This window comes from Glutamicibacter protophormiae, from assembly GCF_016894325.1.
Classification (GTDB): Bacteria; Actinomycetota; Actinomycetes; order Actinomycetales; family Micrococcaceae; genus Glutamicibacter; species Glutamicibacter protophormiae.
On the sequence record NZ_CP069806.1, the window covers coordinates 2,384,061 to 2,397,508 of the forward strand.

At 63.5% G+C, this 13,448-nt stretch carries 11 protein-coding genes and 3 tRNA genes; 6 read left to right on the forward strand and 8 right to left on the reverse strand.

What is annotated here, in order from left to right; all coding sequences use genetic code 11:
- Positions 1 to 14 precede the first annotated feature (14 nt).
- On the forward strand, positions 15 to 752 hold the full coding sequence (locus tag JQN66_RS11065) for a dihydrofolate reductase family protein (RefSeq protein ID WP_204674982.1): 738 nt from the start codon (positions 15 to 17) through the stop codon (positions 750 to 752).
- Here the strand turns inward: JQN66_RS11065 and JQN66_RS11070 are convergent.
- On the reverse strand, positions 749 to 1,648 hold the full coding sequence (locus JQN66_RS11070; protein WP_204674984.1) for a diacylglycerol/lipid kinase family protein: 900 nt from the start codon (positions 1,646 to 1,648) through the stop codon (positions 749 to 751). The two genes, JQN66_RS11065 and JQN66_RS11070, sit on opposite strands and share 4 nt — an antisense overlap.
- Positions 1,649 to 1,763: 115 nt before the next feature.
- Here JQN66_RS11070 and JQN66_RS11075 point away from each other — a divergent pair, with 115 nt between their 5' ends.
- From JQN66_RS11075 to JQN66_RS11085, 3 genes are all read left to right on the forward strand, one after another.
- Positions 1,764 to 2,663: a J domain-containing protein gene (locus tag JQN66_RS11075; protein ID WP_204674986.1), complete on the forward strand. Its 900-nt coding sequence runs from the start codon at positions 1,764 to 1,766 to the stop codon at positions 2,661 to 2,663.
- A gap of 42 nt (positions 2,664 to 2,705) precedes the next feature.
- The gene (locus tag JQN66_RS11080) at positions 2,706 to 3,167 is read left to right on the forward strand and encodes a tRNA (cytidine(34)-2'-O)-methyltransferase (protein WP_188946627.1); all 462 of its coding nucleotides are present in this window, start codon (positions 2,706 to 2,708) and stop codon (positions 3,165 to 3,167) included.
- 121 nt (positions 3,168 to 3,288) lie between these two features.
- Complete coding sequence (locus JQN66_RS11085) at positions 3,289 to 3,894, forward strand: anti-sigma factor (protein WP_188946626.1); 606 nt, start codon at positions 3,289 to 3,291, stop codon at positions 3,892 to 3,894.
- 82 nt (positions 3,895 to 3,976) lie between these two features.
- On the opposite strand, the gene JQN66_RS11090 is transcribed toward JQN66_RS11085, so the two are convergent.
- From JQN66_RS11090 to JQN66_RS11105, 4 genes are all read right to left on the reverse strand, one after another.
- Positions 3,977 to 4,738, reverse strand: coding sequence for a PIG-L deacetylase family protein (locus JQN66_RS11090; RefSeq protein WP_204674988.1), 762 nt, complete (start codon positions 4,736 to 4,738; stop codon positions 3,977 to 3,979).
- Positions 4,735 to 5,679, reverse strand: a complete 945-nt coding sequence (locus JQN66_RS11095; protein WP_204674990.1) for an electron transfer flavoprotein subunit alpha/FixB family protein — start codon at positions 5,677 to 5,679, stop codon at positions 4,735 to 4,737. The genes JQN66_RS11090 and JQN66_RS11095 overlap by 4 nt, the downstream gene beginning before the upstream one ends.
- 14 nt (positions 5,680 to 5,693) lie before the next feature.
- Complete coding sequence (locus JQN66_RS11100; protein ID WP_204674992.1) at positions 5,694 to 6,515, reverse strand: electron transfer flavoprotein subunit beta/FixA family protein; 822 nt, start codon at positions 6,513 to 6,515, stop codon at positions 5,694 to 5,696.
- A gap of 199 nt (positions 6,516 to 6,714) precedes the next feature.
- The gene (locus JQN66_RS11105) at positions 6,715 to 8,271 is read right to left on the reverse strand and encodes a S1C family serine protease (RefSeq protein WP_204674994.1); all 1,557 of its coding nucleotides are present in this window, start codon (positions 8,269 to 8,271) and stop codon (positions 6,715 to 6,717) included.
- A 239-nt stretch (positions 8,272 to 8,510) separates the two neighbouring features.
- Between JQN66_RS11105 and JQN66_RS18610 the strand changes: the two genes are divergently transcribed.
- Entirely contained in the window at positions 8,511 to 10,559 is a 2,049-nt protein-coding gene (locus JQN66_RS18610; RefSeq protein ID WP_204674996.1) for a TPM domain-containing protein, read from the forward strand.
- 74 nt (positions 10,560 to 10,633) lie between these two features.
- Positions 10,634 to 11,365: a PspA/IM30 family protein gene (locus JQN66_RS11115; protein WP_188946620.1), complete on the forward strand. Its 732-nt coding sequence runs from the start codon at positions 10,634 to 10,636 to the stop codon at positions 11,363 to 11,365.
- Between the two features lie 187 nt (positions 11,366 to 11,552).
- Here the strand turns inward: JQN66_RS11115 and JQN66_RS11120 are convergent.
- The 3 genes from JQN66_RS11120 to JQN66_RS11130 all read right to left on the reverse strand — a co-directional run bounded on the left by JQN66_RS11120 (position 11,553) and on the right by JQN66_RS11130 (position 13,443).
- Positions 11,553 to 11,629 (reverse strand) — tRNA-Met (locus JQN66_RS11120).
- A gap of 791 nt (positions 11,630 to 12,420) precedes the next feature.
- Positions 12,421 to 12,497: transfer RNA gene (locus JQN66_RS11125), tRNA-Met, on the reverse strand.
- Positions 12,498 to 13,369: 872 nt separating this feature from the next.
- Positions 13,370 to 13,443 (reverse strand) — tRNA-Met (locus JQN66_RS11130).
- Positions 13,444 to 13,448: the final 5 nt, after the last annotated feature.

The window sequence follows — 13,448 nt, forward strand, 5'->3', positions numbered from 1 at the left end:
ATCCAAGGAGATCCATGCGAGCCCTTCTGCCCCAGCCGATTGAGCAGGTCGACGACGACTACCTGCTCTCCCGCTACGCCGGCGCCGCCCTGCCGTTCGTCCGGTTCAACTTCGTGTCCAGCGCCGACGGCAGCGCCCAGCTCGGCGGGCTGTCCGGGGCGCTCGGCTCAAACGGGGACCACAGGATCTTCAGCCTGCTGCGCCGGCTGGCCCATGTGGTGCTGGTTGGTTCAGGCACGGTCCGCGCCGAGGGCTATGCCGGCCCGCTAGTCTCCGACGCGGACCAGGCCTGGCGCACCGCCCACGGGCTGGACGCCCACCCCGTCTTCGCCATCGTCTCCCACAACCTGTCCATCGCCCCGGACGCCGAGGTACTGACGGCCTCGCCCGGGCCGGTGCTGCTGTACACCTGCGCACAGGTCACCGAGCCGCTGCGCGAGAGCTATCCGGAGCATGTCCAGCTGGTCCAGGTCGCGGACAACGGCGAGGGCCCCGACCCGGTGCAGATCGTCGCCGACCTCGATGCGCGGGGCCTGCAGTTCATCCACGCCGAGGGAGGACCGCACATCTTCGGGCAGTTCATCTCCGCCGGGCAGGTCGACTCCCTGTGCGTGAGCTACTCCCCCGTCCTCGCGGCGGGAGCCGGGTCGCGTATCGCCCGCTCGGCCCGCGAACAACAGCGCAGCCTCAGGCTGCATACCCTGTTGGAGGAAAATTCGATGCTCTTCGCCGAGTACCGCGTCGACCGCTAACGCATCAGCGGCAGGGCTCCGGGGACGACCCGCACGGTCAACGCCCCTCGACCCAGCCGTTCCCCGTCGGCATAGCAGTCCCCTGCGGCCCCCACCCTGAATTCCTTCGCCCTGGCCGAAACCCGGAAGGGATGCTCCCGCCCGGCCAGAATCCGCGGCACATGCCTGAGCACCGGGGCGATCCGGCCGCCGCGCACCAGCGACAGGTCCGCCAGCCCGTCGTCGAACTCGGCCGAGGCGAACAGCGTGATGCCGCCGCCCAGCGAACGGATATTGGCGATGCTGGCGGCCAGCGCCGGTCCGCGGTAGTCCAGCCCCTTGGCGGCGACCCGGGTGTCGAAGGCCCTGAGCCTCGGCAGACACAGCAGCAGCGCCACGATGTAGCGCAAAGATCCCAGGCTGCGCGGCAGCCGGTTGGCCCTGGCGTTGACCGTAGCCTCGAATCCCCAGGAGATCGCCCCGACCACGAGCCGGGTGCGGTGCGGTGTTTCGTCGAACTCGACCTCCAGCAGATCGACCGGGTGCGCGGCAGTCCCCCCGCCGAGGAACGAGGCAACCCGGTCCATGGACTGTGCGGGATTCGCGTCGCGGAGCATACGCCAGGTGTCGTTGCCGCTGCCCGCCGGGATGATCCCGAGCGGAATCCCGGTCCCGGCCAGCACCTGCACCACGTGGTGCATCAGCCCGTCCCCGCCGACCACCACCACCGCGTCCGCTTCCGCAAGCTGTGCGGCGATCCGCGCCGAAGGCAGCGACGAGACGTCGAGCAGGTTCGCTTGGATGCCCGCGCCAGCCAGCCGTTGGGCCAGCTGCGTTGCGCGGCGGCTTCCCCGGCCCCTGCCCGAGGCGGGGTGGAAGACGATCTTGATGCGCTGGAAACGGTGCTGGACGGACATGCCTATAGACAATACCCAGCTAACGTACAGATTCGGAAAGCATTGGCCACAGGTCTTTCGCTACGATAGTAAGGGTCGGCGATAGTGCGCCGCATCGAAAGGAACTTGCCTGACTATGAGCTCGCCGAGCCCCCACGAAATCCTTGGCGTATCCCGCACGGCAAGCATGGAAGAAATCAAGGTCGCCTACCGCAGGGCCGCGCGCGCCACGCATCCGGACCTGGGCGGAAGCGAAGACGCCTTCAAGGAAGTCCAACGCGCATTCCAGCAGCTCAGCGACCAGCAGTCCGATGATTCCTTCGAACGCAGCTTCCAGTCCCCGGGCCAGGCGCCGCGGGCAGGCTTCAGCGCCCGCCAGTACGATGAACGGCTGCGCACCACGCCGCAGCAGCCCAAGGCCCAGCTGCCCACCGAGTACGTTCCGCCGCTGAACGATGCCCAGTTCACCGCCCTGGACTCCAAGCGGTCCGCGCAGCGGGTGCACGGGGAACCGCGCAAACGCGGCATGTTCAGCTCCCGGTCGCGCCTGCAGCGCGAGGCCACGACCATCAACCTGCTCAGCAAGAACGTGCTCAACGTGCTGCCGGCGGCACGCTTGGTCAACGGGCTGCGCTCCCCCAACGGGGGCCACTACGACCACGTGCTGACCGCCGGATACCGGATGGCGGTGATCAACACGATGACGCTGCCCGAGGGCTACTATGCCTTCGACGGCTCGGTGCTCCGCCACGGCAACAAGATGACGCAGCCCCCGGAAATCCAGATCTCCGGCATGCAGCGGGCCTTCATGCAGATGAATGTCGCCGCCTACACGCTGGTCCTGGCCTCCAACGGGAACCACCACGAACCGGTGATCGATTACCATCGCAACGCCCAGCCCTCGCTGGCGAGCTCCGCGAACGTGCTCAATGCAGCGGGTCTGGTGCGCGAGCTCAAGCTGTTCCTCGGCTCCGGACCCTCGCCGAATATCGTGGACCGCGAAGTCCTCGCCCGGCTGATCGGCGGCATGTACTAGGCCGATGACTCGATCTGCGTTCGCACCCCTTAAACTGGAAGTGTGTTTCGTATCGTTTTCAATGCCCCAGAAATTCCCGGCAACTCGGGCAATGCCATCCGACTATCAGCCATCACCGGTGCAGAACTGCATCTGGTCAAACCCCTGGGCTTCAACTTCGAGGACGCCAACCTCCGTCGTGCCGGCCTGGACTACCACGACCTGGCATTCGTGACCGTGCATGAAAATCTCGATGCCGCCTTCGAGGCTCTCGGTGAAGGGCGGGTCTTCGCCTACACTTCCGAGGGCGAGACCATCTACAGCGATATCAGCTATGAGCCGAGCGACATCCTGCTGTTCGGCAAGGAATCGGTGGGATTGAGTGCCGAGGACAAGCAGCATCCCCGCGTCACCGACCTGGTCAAGCTGCCCATGCTCCCGGGCCGCCGCTCGCTGAATCTGGCCAACGCTGCGTCGATTGTTGCCTTCGAAGCGTGGCGCCAGCACGGCTTTGCCGGAGCATAAAGTACCAGCGAAGTACGGCCACGTATACAGGTTTACCCAATCTTTATAAAGTAGGCTCGATATGTGCCCGCTGATCCGCAGGTATTGAACTTTGACCACAACCCCGGGAGAAACCAAGACAATGAACGGTAGCCATTCCCAGCACCGCGACGAGCCTCAGGACGAAGACCTGGGTCTAGACCTGGTTGACCAAGTGGCCAGCAGTTCACGCGCCGAGAGGAACTCCAGGCCGAAGCGCTGGATCCTCGGTGTTGTCGGCGTCGTGATCGTTGCGGTTCTCGCTCTCGTGGTCTTCTCGCTGCTCAACGGCGGCCCCAAGGCTTCCAAAGCCGCCAAAGCCGACGACGCGGTGATCCAGACCATCCAGCTCAAGAACGGCGGACAGGCCGTCCTCAGCTCCTCCGCATCGGAAGACGCCATCGGCGTGGACCTGACCAGCCTGCCGGGCCTCGCCGACGGCCAGCAGTATGTCGTGTGGGCTGTCCATGAGGAAACCGGAGTGTCCGTTGTCGCCTCGTCCACCGGCGACGATGTCGATGCGGGCTTGACCCCGGCCGGCGACGTCCTGGCCATCCATATCACCGTCGAGGGATCCACGATCCCTTCGGCCCCGTCGGAGGACACCGAAGCATCGGTGGACCTGCCGCTGGACCCTGGGGCATCCGAAGTTCCCGACGCCCAGGACAGCGGTGCCAGCGACACCAGCACCCCGGGTGCGGACGACTAGCAGCCGTCCAAGCCGCAAAACATGAGGCGCGTTCCCCCAAAGGGAACGCGCCTCATGTTTTGTCCTGTTCTGGCTTGCGGTCCTAGAAGCCGGAAATCGTGTCGTCCGCATTCACGGCGACTAGATGGAAGGACTCGGCCAACGCGGCGGCAGGCAGTCCCCCGCGTTCGGCATTCGTCCGGCACTGGTGCTCCACGAAACGCTCCATGGAGGCAACGTCGGGGTGCTGGGTGAAATGCGCCCGCAGCGCCTCCATCTTCTGCCCGAAGAACTGCGTGATGTCCACGAAACCGTTCTCGCGCTCGCGCGGAGCGCCGTACAGCCACAGCCACGGCACCTTGTAGGCGTCCAGGCCTTCCTCGGCCACCAGTTCCGGGTAGGCGAACGGATTCTCCACCGCCGGGTAGATCGCCCGGGTGACCGCTTCGCCGCAGGCCAGATGGTCCGGGTGCGAGCGCTGGATGCGGTCCCAGTTCCGCTCGGGATGCATGGCCATCACAATGCTTGGACGCACCTGGCGGATCAGGCGCACCACCTTGCGGATGACCTCATGGGTGGGTTCCAGGTACCCGTCGCGCTCGCCGAGGAAGTGCACCGTGCTCACGCCGACCTTGGAAGCTGCAACGGTCTGCTCCTGGTGGCGCAGGCGCGCGGTTTCCTGCGGGTCGCGTTCGTCGAAGCCCCCGGCATCCCCGTCGGTCATGATGCAATACTGCACCTCGACACCGGCTGCGGTCAGCGCGGCGATGGTTCCGGCGGCGCCGAAGTCCAGATCGTCGGGGTGGGCGGCGAAGGCCAGCACCCGCTCGGTCTGGGCCGTGATGAATTGGGTTGTGTCGATCATGCTCGGCGGCGCCTGATCTCGGCGGCGGCCTGCGGCAGCACCTTGGCCAGGTCCCCGACAATGCCCAGGTCCGCGATCTCGAAGACCGGCGCGTCGACGTCCTTGTTCACCGCGATGATGTACTTGCTGGTCTGCATCCCGGCCTTCTGCTGGATCGCCCCGGAGATTCCGGCGGAGATGTACAGCTGCGGCGACACGGTGATGCCGGTCTGGCCCACCTGCGCGTCATGTGAAATCCATCCGGCGTCGGTCGCGGCGCGCGAGGCGCCAATGGCGGCGCCCAGCGCGTCGGCAAGGTCCTCCAGCGGTCCGAAGTCGCCGTCGACGCCGCGGCCGCCGGCGACCACCACGCGGGCTTCGCCCAGCGACGGGCGCTCGGAAACAGCCTTCTCCTCCACCGCGACAACACTGACCTTCGGCGCCTGCTCGGCGCCGAGGTCCAGCTCCTTGACCTGCACGGTTCCCGCGGAACCAGCCGGCGAATCCTGGATGCTGTTCGGCTTGACGGCGGCGATCAGCACGCCGGTGGTGGACTTGGCGCTCGCGCTGTAGCTTCCAGCCAGTTCGTCCTTGGTGGCAATCAGGTTGGCGGACACGTCGACGACGTCGGTGACGATCGCCGCCTTGCGGCGCACCGCGATGCGCGCGCCGAGCTCGCGGCTGAAGCTGTCGTTGCCCAGCAGCACCAGGTCGGCATCGGTCTGCAGCAGCGCCGCATCCAGCACTGCCAGTTCATGCTCGCCAAACCCCTGCCCGGGGTTGGCGGCCTGCAAGGCGGTGCCGATGCCGTAGCCGGCGATCACGTCGCGGGCCTCGGCGGAAATCTCGGTGGCGGCGGCCACCACCGCGGTCTGGAAGCGCGAGGCCAGGGTCAGCAGCTCACGCTGTGCCTTGCCCGGGGCGGCGCTGAGGTCGGAGAAAAATACAAGTGCAGAAGGCATGTTCGAATAGGTCCTTAGATCAGCTTCTGTTGGGCAAGGAAGTCGACGAGGGCAATGCCCGCTTCACCGCTGTCATTGATGATGGTGCCGGCCGGCCGGGCAGGTCGTTGTTCGGCGGCCAGCACGGAAGTGGTGGAACCTTCGGCCCCGACGTCCTGCGCAGCCAGGCCGATCGCGGCCAGATCGACTTCCACGATCTTCTTCTTCTTCGCGGCCATGATGCCCTTGAAGTTCGGATAGCGGGGATCGTTGGCCTGGTCGGTGACCGACAGCACGGCGGGAAGCCCTGCCTTGAGCGTCACACGTTGGTTGAGGTGGTCTCGTTCGACGGTCAGCTCACGGACCGAGGCATCGAAAGCCACCGATGCCGCATGGGTCAGCTGGGCGAAGCCGAGCAGCTCGGCGAGCTGCGCCGGAACGACCGAGGTTTCAGCATCGGTGGAAGCCATGCCGGTGATCACCAGATCCGCATCGGGTACGTGGCGCACCAGGGCAGCCAAGGCCCTGGAAGTGGCCACGGCGTCCGATCCGGCGAGCGCAGCATCATTCAGGTGCAGCCCCGAGGAGGCACCCATCTGCAGTGCCTTCTTCACCGAGTTCACCGAACTGCCGGAACCCATGGTCGCCGCGATGACCTGGTGGCCGGCCGCGAATCCCCCGTTGTCCTCAACGATGGCGAGGGCCGCCTCGACGGCGTACTCGTCAAGTTCCGAAAGAACCGACTCGGTACGGTCCAGCCGCAGGGAATCCTGGTCGATGTGCCGGTCAAACTGGACATCTGGAACATGTTTGACCAGGACCACGATGGTCAGTGGCGTAGTGCTCGCGTCGCTCATTCGCGCCTTCCTCGAAGTTTGGGTAATCCGGCCGCACTGTGCGCCAGGCGCCGGAAGATCTCATCTGCATCTATCGTATCCACCAACGGCGATGCGATTGCCGTTTATCGCTCAGAGAACAACACGTGACGCGGTTGGTTAATCACCAGACCGCGTCACGTGTCTCACAATGACGATATGACGACTCTCGGAGTCATATTTACTTGCTGCTCAACGATCCCACGGTGGCCGTTGCGGTATTCTCCTGCCCGTTGCGCAGGTAGGTGATCTTCGCCTCGCCGCCAGCTGGCACCTCGCGGATTGCAGCTGTAACGGTCTGTGAATCGCGGACCGCGCGGCCGTTGACCGACGTGATAACGTCCCCGGACTTCAGGCCTGCCTTTTCCGCAGCAGACCCCTTGGTCACATCCACGATGGTGGCGCCCACCGAGAAGGACGTTGTGGCGGTGCCGGAAGAATCCTTGGCTCCGGCCGTGGCCTGGACGGTGGCGCCCAGCAGGCCATGGGTGGCGGTGCCGTTGGCGATCAGGTCGTTTGCGATCCGCTTGGCGTAGTCGATCGGGATGGCGAAGCCGACCCCGATGGAACCCGAGTCCTCGGTGCCGCCCGCCGAGGCGATCGCGACATTGACGCCGATGATTTCGCCCTTCGCGTTGACCAGCGCGCCGCCCGAGTTGCCGTGGTTGATGGCCGCGTCGGTCTGGATGACGTTGACGAAGATGGTGCCAGCCGAACTCTGCTGTTGATCTTCTCCCGGGAACTGGAAGTTGAACTGGCTTCCGTTGTCGCCGTTGCTTTCCGGCGCGGTATTCTCAGGCACGGCGGAGGACGCGATGGAGATCGTGCGATTCAGTGTCGAGATGATGCCGTCGGTCACCGTACCGCTCAGTCCCAGGGGTGCACCGATGGCTACCGATGTATCGCCAACGTTCAGGTCAGCAGAGCTGCCGAGGGTTGCCGGCACAAGGTTGCTCGCCTCGATCTTGATCACGGCCAGATCCGACATCGGGTCGGTGCCGACGACCTTGGCGTTATAGACCTGTCCGTCGTTGGTTTGCACCGAAATGTCCGGGTTGGCGACCTTGCCGCCAAGCGTCACCACATGGGTGTTCGTCAGAATATGTCCGTCCTTGTCCAAGATGATGCCCGAACCGGATCCGCTGGATCCACTGCCGGAGACCTCTATGGTCACCACGCTGGGGCTGGCCTTGGCCGCCGCCGCAGTGACTTCGGTGACGGAGTCGGGATTGTTGATGACAACCCCTGCCTGCGGGGCGGGGGTGGTGGTGCCGCCGGTGCTTCCCGTATCCGACAGGAAGTAGCTCGTTCCCGCCGCGGTCAGGCCGCCAACCAAGGCGGCCGCGACCATGCCGGAGATCAAGGTGGTTCCGGTGAAGGTCTTCTTGTCCGATGGCTTGCGTTCAGGCGGCACCGGGTAGTTCACGTGCTGCGACTGCGGCGCGGAGTATCCCGAACCGTAGGCGGCGTTCGACGTGTTGTCCGAGGCATTCGAGTAGTTGTATGAGGCTCCTGGCCCGGCATGCTGGGCTGGCTGGTATTCCGAGGTAGCGTCCTCGCCGCGATTGGCATGCGGGTAGGCGGCGGTTGGCTGATCGTTGCCCTGCGGGGTCTGGCCGACCCGGGGAAGGTTGACTGTCGGCTCAGACGAAGCCGGCACGTTGGCATCGGGATTGTTTCCCGACTGTGCAGAGCCGCCTGCGTTGTTGTCGCGTGGCTCGTTCGGGTTCTGGCTCATTGTTCGTCTCTTTCAGCTCTAGGATCTCTTGACTTCAATTATTCCGTTGCGTTCTGTGGCATGAAACTGCGCAAACTTAGCGCCCCCTGTGAGTTAACTATTCTGGAAGCTGAATGTCATAGACGTGCTTCACTGGGGCAAATAGAATCAATTCGAAGTGTGAATACGGCTTCCTGTATTTACCAAATCGGGGTATCGCCCTTGGTTTTAGTACGACGTAGCAGTTCAGGTGGGAAAGCATGAGTAGCAAAGCTCGGCGAATATTGGCCGGAGCCCTATTGGCCTCGGTGGCTGCGGTGGGTTTGACCTCGCCGGCCATGGCGGAATCTCCGGTCACGATACCTCCCGGGGACTTCGTTGTCGACAATTCAAACGTACTTGGTTCAGATGTGCCACAGCTGGAAAACCAGATTGCGCAGCTGCGCAAGGCTACTGGGTACAGCCTGTTCGCCATCTACGTCGATGAGTTCACCAGCCCAGAGAATCCCCAGAAGTGGGCCGAAGCAGTTTTCAACAAGAAGAACATGGGCACGAATGATGCCATTTTGGTTGTCGGAACCGAAAGCCGCCAGGCATTCTTGGGTACTTCCGACAAAAGCCCCCTCGATGATTACCGCCAAGAGATCTTTTCGAATGAAGTACTACCGGCCTTGGGCGATGACGATTGGTTGGGGGCGGCAGAGGGTGCTATCTCAGGCATTGAGGCTTTCGACAACGGAACCTTGGCCGGCAGCGGTTCGTCCAGTTCCTCGTCGGGTTTCAGCTTCTTCTGGGTCATGATCATCATCGCCGGTGGCGCTGTCGTCGCGTTCATGGTGTTGAGCCGCCGCGGAAAGTCGAAGTCTGCGCAGTTGCCAACGGGACAGGGCCCCGGCTTCCCTGGCATGCCGCAGCAACAGCTCGTTCCGTTGGACCAGCTGCGCCGCCAAGCCGACCAGCTGCTTGTCGCAGCAGATGACTCGATTCGTTCCTCCGAGCAGGAGCTGGGATTCGCCGAAGCCCAATACGGCAAAGAACCCATCGAGGTATTCACCCAGGACCTGGTCCAGGCCAAGCAGCACCTGTCCGAATCATTCCGGCTGCAGCAGCAATTGGATGATGACATCCCGGACACGGAACAGGAGCAGCGCTCCTGGCTCGGCGAAATCATCAATCGTTGCGGACAGGTCAATGAGACGTTGCAGAAGCACGCCGACGACTTCAGGAAACTGCGCCAGTTGGAGCAGAACGCAGAAACCCGGATCACCGAAGTAGCCGCCGAGCAGGAACCCCTGAATCAGCAGCTCTCCGCACGGGTTGCCATCCTTGAACAGCTCACCGACAGGTACGACCAGTCCGCGGTATCGCAAATCCTGGACAACGCAAAGCAGGCCTCTGATCGCCTGAGTTTCGCCGCTTCGGCGCTGAAGCAGGCCTCCGAGCAGCTGGGCAGCGACCGGGCAAACGCCGCACTGCTGATCCAGAACGCGGAGGAAGCCCAGGACCAGGCGGAAGTCCTGCTGGAAGCCATCAACAAGTCCGCAACGGCACTGAGCCAGGCAGAATCCGATCTGGAATCCGCGGTTGCGCTCGCCTCGCGAGATGTAGCCCAGGCCCAAGCACTGGTGAATAATGGCTCCCAGCCCAACTTGGCCGGCCCCGTTGCCGGTGTGCTCAGCGCCTTGAACAACATCAAGCAGTCACTAGGCAGCAAGCACAACCCGCTAGCCCTGATTTCGCAGCTTAATGAAGCCAGCAAGCCGCTGGCGACGTCGCTGGCCAATTTGCGCAACCAGGCAGAGCAGGAGCAGGCCGCTCGCGAGCAGCTGCAGAGCCTGCTGCATACGGCCGAATCGCGGATCAACGGCACCGAAGACTACATCCGCGCCCGTCGCGGTGGCGTACGTTCATCGGCGCGAACCCGACTATCCGAAGCACAGCGCGCCTACGACGACGCCCGTTCGCAGTCCAGCCGCAACCCTTCCGCCGCAGTGGCATCCGCCCAGCGCGCGATCCAGCTGGCCGATCAGGCTGCAAGCATGGCTGAACAGGACGTCAACGGCTTCGGCGGCGGAGACGATTTCGGTGGAGGCTATGGAGGTCGAGGACGCGGACGCGGCGGCATGTTCGACGGTATCGGCGGCGCGGTGCTGGGCGGCATTCTCATCGATTCCATCCTCCATGGCGGCCACGGCGGCAACAACGGCGACGGCGGCGGGATGTTCGGCGGCGGCGGCTTCGGCGGCTTCGGTGGAGGCTTCGGAGGAGGGGGCGGCGGCGGCTTCGGTGGAAGCGGCGGCAGCTTCTAGCCGGACGGCCAAGAGATTTTGACAGTGTGCACGACCCGATTTCATAATCATCAATCAGACAGGACGAGCCAACCATGACCAAACAGTCAATTTTCGGACGTATCTCCCAGCTGGCGAAAGCCAACATCAACGCACTGCTTGATTCCGCAGAAGATCCCCAGAAGATGATGGATCAGATGGTTCGGGACTACAACGACAACATCGCCGAAGCCGAGCAGGCCATTGCCCAGACCATCGGCAACTTGCGAATGATCGAAGACGATTACAAGGAAGACCAGCAGGCCGCTGCGGATTGGGGCACCAAGGCCTTGGCCGCCTCCAACAAGGCGGATGAGTTCCGCAGCGCAGGAAACGCCGCTGACGCGGCCAAGTTCGACAACTTGGCCAAGGTGGCCATCCAGCGCCAGATGCAGTCGGAATCGGAGATGAAGACTGCCGAGCCGACGATCGCTTCACAGCGAGAAATCGTCGAGAAGCTGAAGACCGGCCTGAACCAGATGAAGGAGAAGCGCACCGAGCTGTCCAGCAAGCGCGATGAGCTGATCGCCCGTTCCAAGGCGGCCCACGCCCAGAACCAGGTCAATGAGGCGGTCAAGGCCGTCAACATCATGGATCCGTCCAGCGAAATCGGCCGCTTCGAGGAAAAGGTCCGTCGCGAAGAGGCTCGTGTCCGCGGCGCCGCAGAGCTCGCATCCTCCAGCTTGGATGCACAGTTCGAATCGCTGGAAGATCTCGGGGAGCAGACCGAGGTAGAGGCCCGATTGGCCGCGTTGAAGGCCAAGCAAACGGGCCAGCTGGAAGGCTAAGCGCCGGCCGGGGTCATCACCGGGAAAAGGGGGCTCCCCCTTGGCAAGACCGTTCGAGGTCAGCCAAGCGGGAGCCCCTTTTTTTCAGTTCCCGGCAAGTGGTGAAGCGCATTCCCGCGCACTGGTCCCGGAAGGAAGATTCACGGGGAAAAGCAAAATGGAGACCCTTTCGGATCTCCATTCACCTTGGTGGCGGGGAGAGGATTTGAACCTCTGACCTCCGGGTTATGAGCCCGGCGAGCTACCGAACTGCTCCACCCCGCGTCGGTAAATACAACATTACCAACGCGTAACCATGAACGCGAATCCGGGGCACGTGTCGTTCATCACCACTGCATTCCGGCTTGGCTCTTTCTCGGGCTAACTGCGATAAAGGAGGCTTGAAAACCCGCTCCCGCCCCCGAAAGCCGGGAAAGGACCAAGTCGCCCATGGATCCCACCCCCGCACAGCAACCCCAGACGGAAAACCTCCAGCCAAGCAGTCCGTCAATCCCCGAAAGAAAACGGCAACGCGCAATGGCCAACAATGAGCGCGGCGCATCAACTGCAACACTTCAACCACCTACCGCCGCCCGGCCCGAGTCAAACATGGTCAATGGGCCACCCCGGACCACCGGTTGGCGAATAGGAAAACCCCAACAGATCACGGAGGCGGCAAGCCGCGTGGCTCTTCCGCTACTGAACCGCCTGCTGGCGGACGGTGCCCCCTCCCCCATGCCGCGTCGACGAGGTCTTCGACGGGGTCGGAATTGATGGCATCTGGATCCACCAGGGGATGGCGCCTGCCACGCGTCAATCGATGACGAGCCTGCGAACGATTCCGCCAGACCCGCAATAAGGAGGGCGAGCGAGCGGTGCCACCAGCTGAGGCCGCCGCCCCGTCGTACGCGCTGCAGTTCCTGGAGGCCTTGGAGGCAGCGTCCGGCCCGAAGCCTCGTGGGGCGGTTGCGATGGCCGTGGAGGATCCATGCGTCAGCGCTGATTGGATCCGAGGGGTGGGTGCATACGCTTCGGAAATAAAAAAAGACGGAAGCTTTCGCTTCCGTCTTTCGCCTTGGTGGCGGGGAGAGGATTTGAACCTCTGACCTCCGGGTTATGAGCCCGGCGAGCTACCGAACTGCTCCACCCCGCGTCGGTAAATACAACATTACCAACAAGGAAACTGAATCGCGAATCGAGCGCCCGTGGCCTTCGTCACCCCGGTCGCCTTCGGAGTTCGTCGAAGCGGCAACCAGCCTCAAGGTAGCGGTAAAAACGGATGCTCAATGCTTCTCTTGGTCCAGCAGCAGGACACGACCGAGAGTTCCCCAGGCCGTGCGCCGAGCGGGAATTCCGAGCACAGGCGCCGAGGCCGAGTCGCACTTGTTATCGTGCGCGACGCTGGAGGCCGGCTGCGAGCCCTGGCTTCCTGGCCTTCAGGCTGTCGACGGTGCCATTCTTTGCCGGTTTGCGGCCGCTAGCAACGTCCATGCCCGCCGGGAGGACACTTCCCCGGCCGGCACGGCTGGGCAAGGCCCTCAAGCGCGTTACGGGCGGCGGTGGCATCGCAGCGGGCCGGATCAGCGCTCGATCACGGAACGCAACCTGGACGGACAAGGTTTCTGCCGTCAGACCGGCCGCAGGAAATTCACTGCGGGCTTCGCTGGCAAAGTTCATTGCGGATGAATGCTTCATCTGCACCCGCCCTGGAATCCACTCTCGGCTCGGATGCGATTCTGCATTCGTCACGGGACCTTGAGACCAAACTTGCGTTCGGACCGCGACGCTAACTTGAACCCGAGGAGACGCTGCCAGTGACGGTCATTTGAACTTCGCAGGGAATGATGATGGAAAACCGCCGGCCAGCTGCAATGGGCGGCTGCGAACGGCTCGAAGGACAGCGTCCGAGACGTCCATAACAAATGAGGGGAAGCTGTCCTGCCAGATTCACGATCTTGACGTCAGGTTCAGGTGCCTGGGAATGCAAAAAGACGGAAGCTTTCGCTTCCGTCTTTTTGGCCTTCGTGGCGGGGAGAGGATTTGAACCTCTGACCTCCGGGTTATGAGCCCGGCGAGCTACCGAACTGCTCCACCCCGCGATGAC

Coding starts and splice junctions, on each gene's coding strand:
- JQN66_RS11065 (WP_204674982.1), top strand. CDS start 15: ATGCGAGCCCTTCTGCCCCAGCCGATTGAGCAGGTCGACGACGACTAC.
- JQN66_RS11070 (WP_204674984.1), bottom strand. CDS start 1,648: ATGTCCGTCCAGCACCGTTTCCAGCGCATCAAGATCGTCTTCCACCCC.
- JQN66_RS11075 (WP_204674986.1), top strand. CDS start 1,764: ATGAGCTCGCCGAGCCCCCACGAAATCCTTGGCGTATCCCGCACGGCA.
- JQN66_RS11085 (WP_188946626.1), top strand. CDS start 3,289: ATGAACGGTAGCCATTCCCAGCACCGCGACGAGCCTCAGGACGAAGAC.
- JQN66_RS11090 (WP_204674988.1), bottom strand. CDS start 4,738: ATGATCGACACAACCCAATTCATCACGGCCCAGACCGAGCGGGTGCTG.
- JQN66_RS11095 (WP_204674990.1), bottom strand. CDS start 5,679: ATGCCTTCTGCACTTGTATTTTTCTCCGACCTCAGCGCCGCCCCGGGC.
- JQN66_RS11100 (WP_204674992.1), bottom strand. CDS start 6,515: ATGAGCGACGCGAGCACTACGCCACTGACCATCGTGGTCCTGGTCAAA.
- JQN66_RS11105 (WP_204674994.1), bottom strand. CDS start 8,271: ATGAGCCAGAACCCGAACGAGCCACGCGACAACAACGCAGGCGGCTCT.
- JQN66_RS18610 (WP_204674996.1), top strand. CDS start 8,511: ATGAGTAGCAAAGCTCGGCGAATATTGGCCGGAGCCCTATTGGCCTCG.
- JQN66_RS11115 (WP_188946620.1), top strand. CDS start 10,634: ATGACCAAACAGTCAATTTTCGGACGTATCTCCCAGCTGGCGAAAGCC.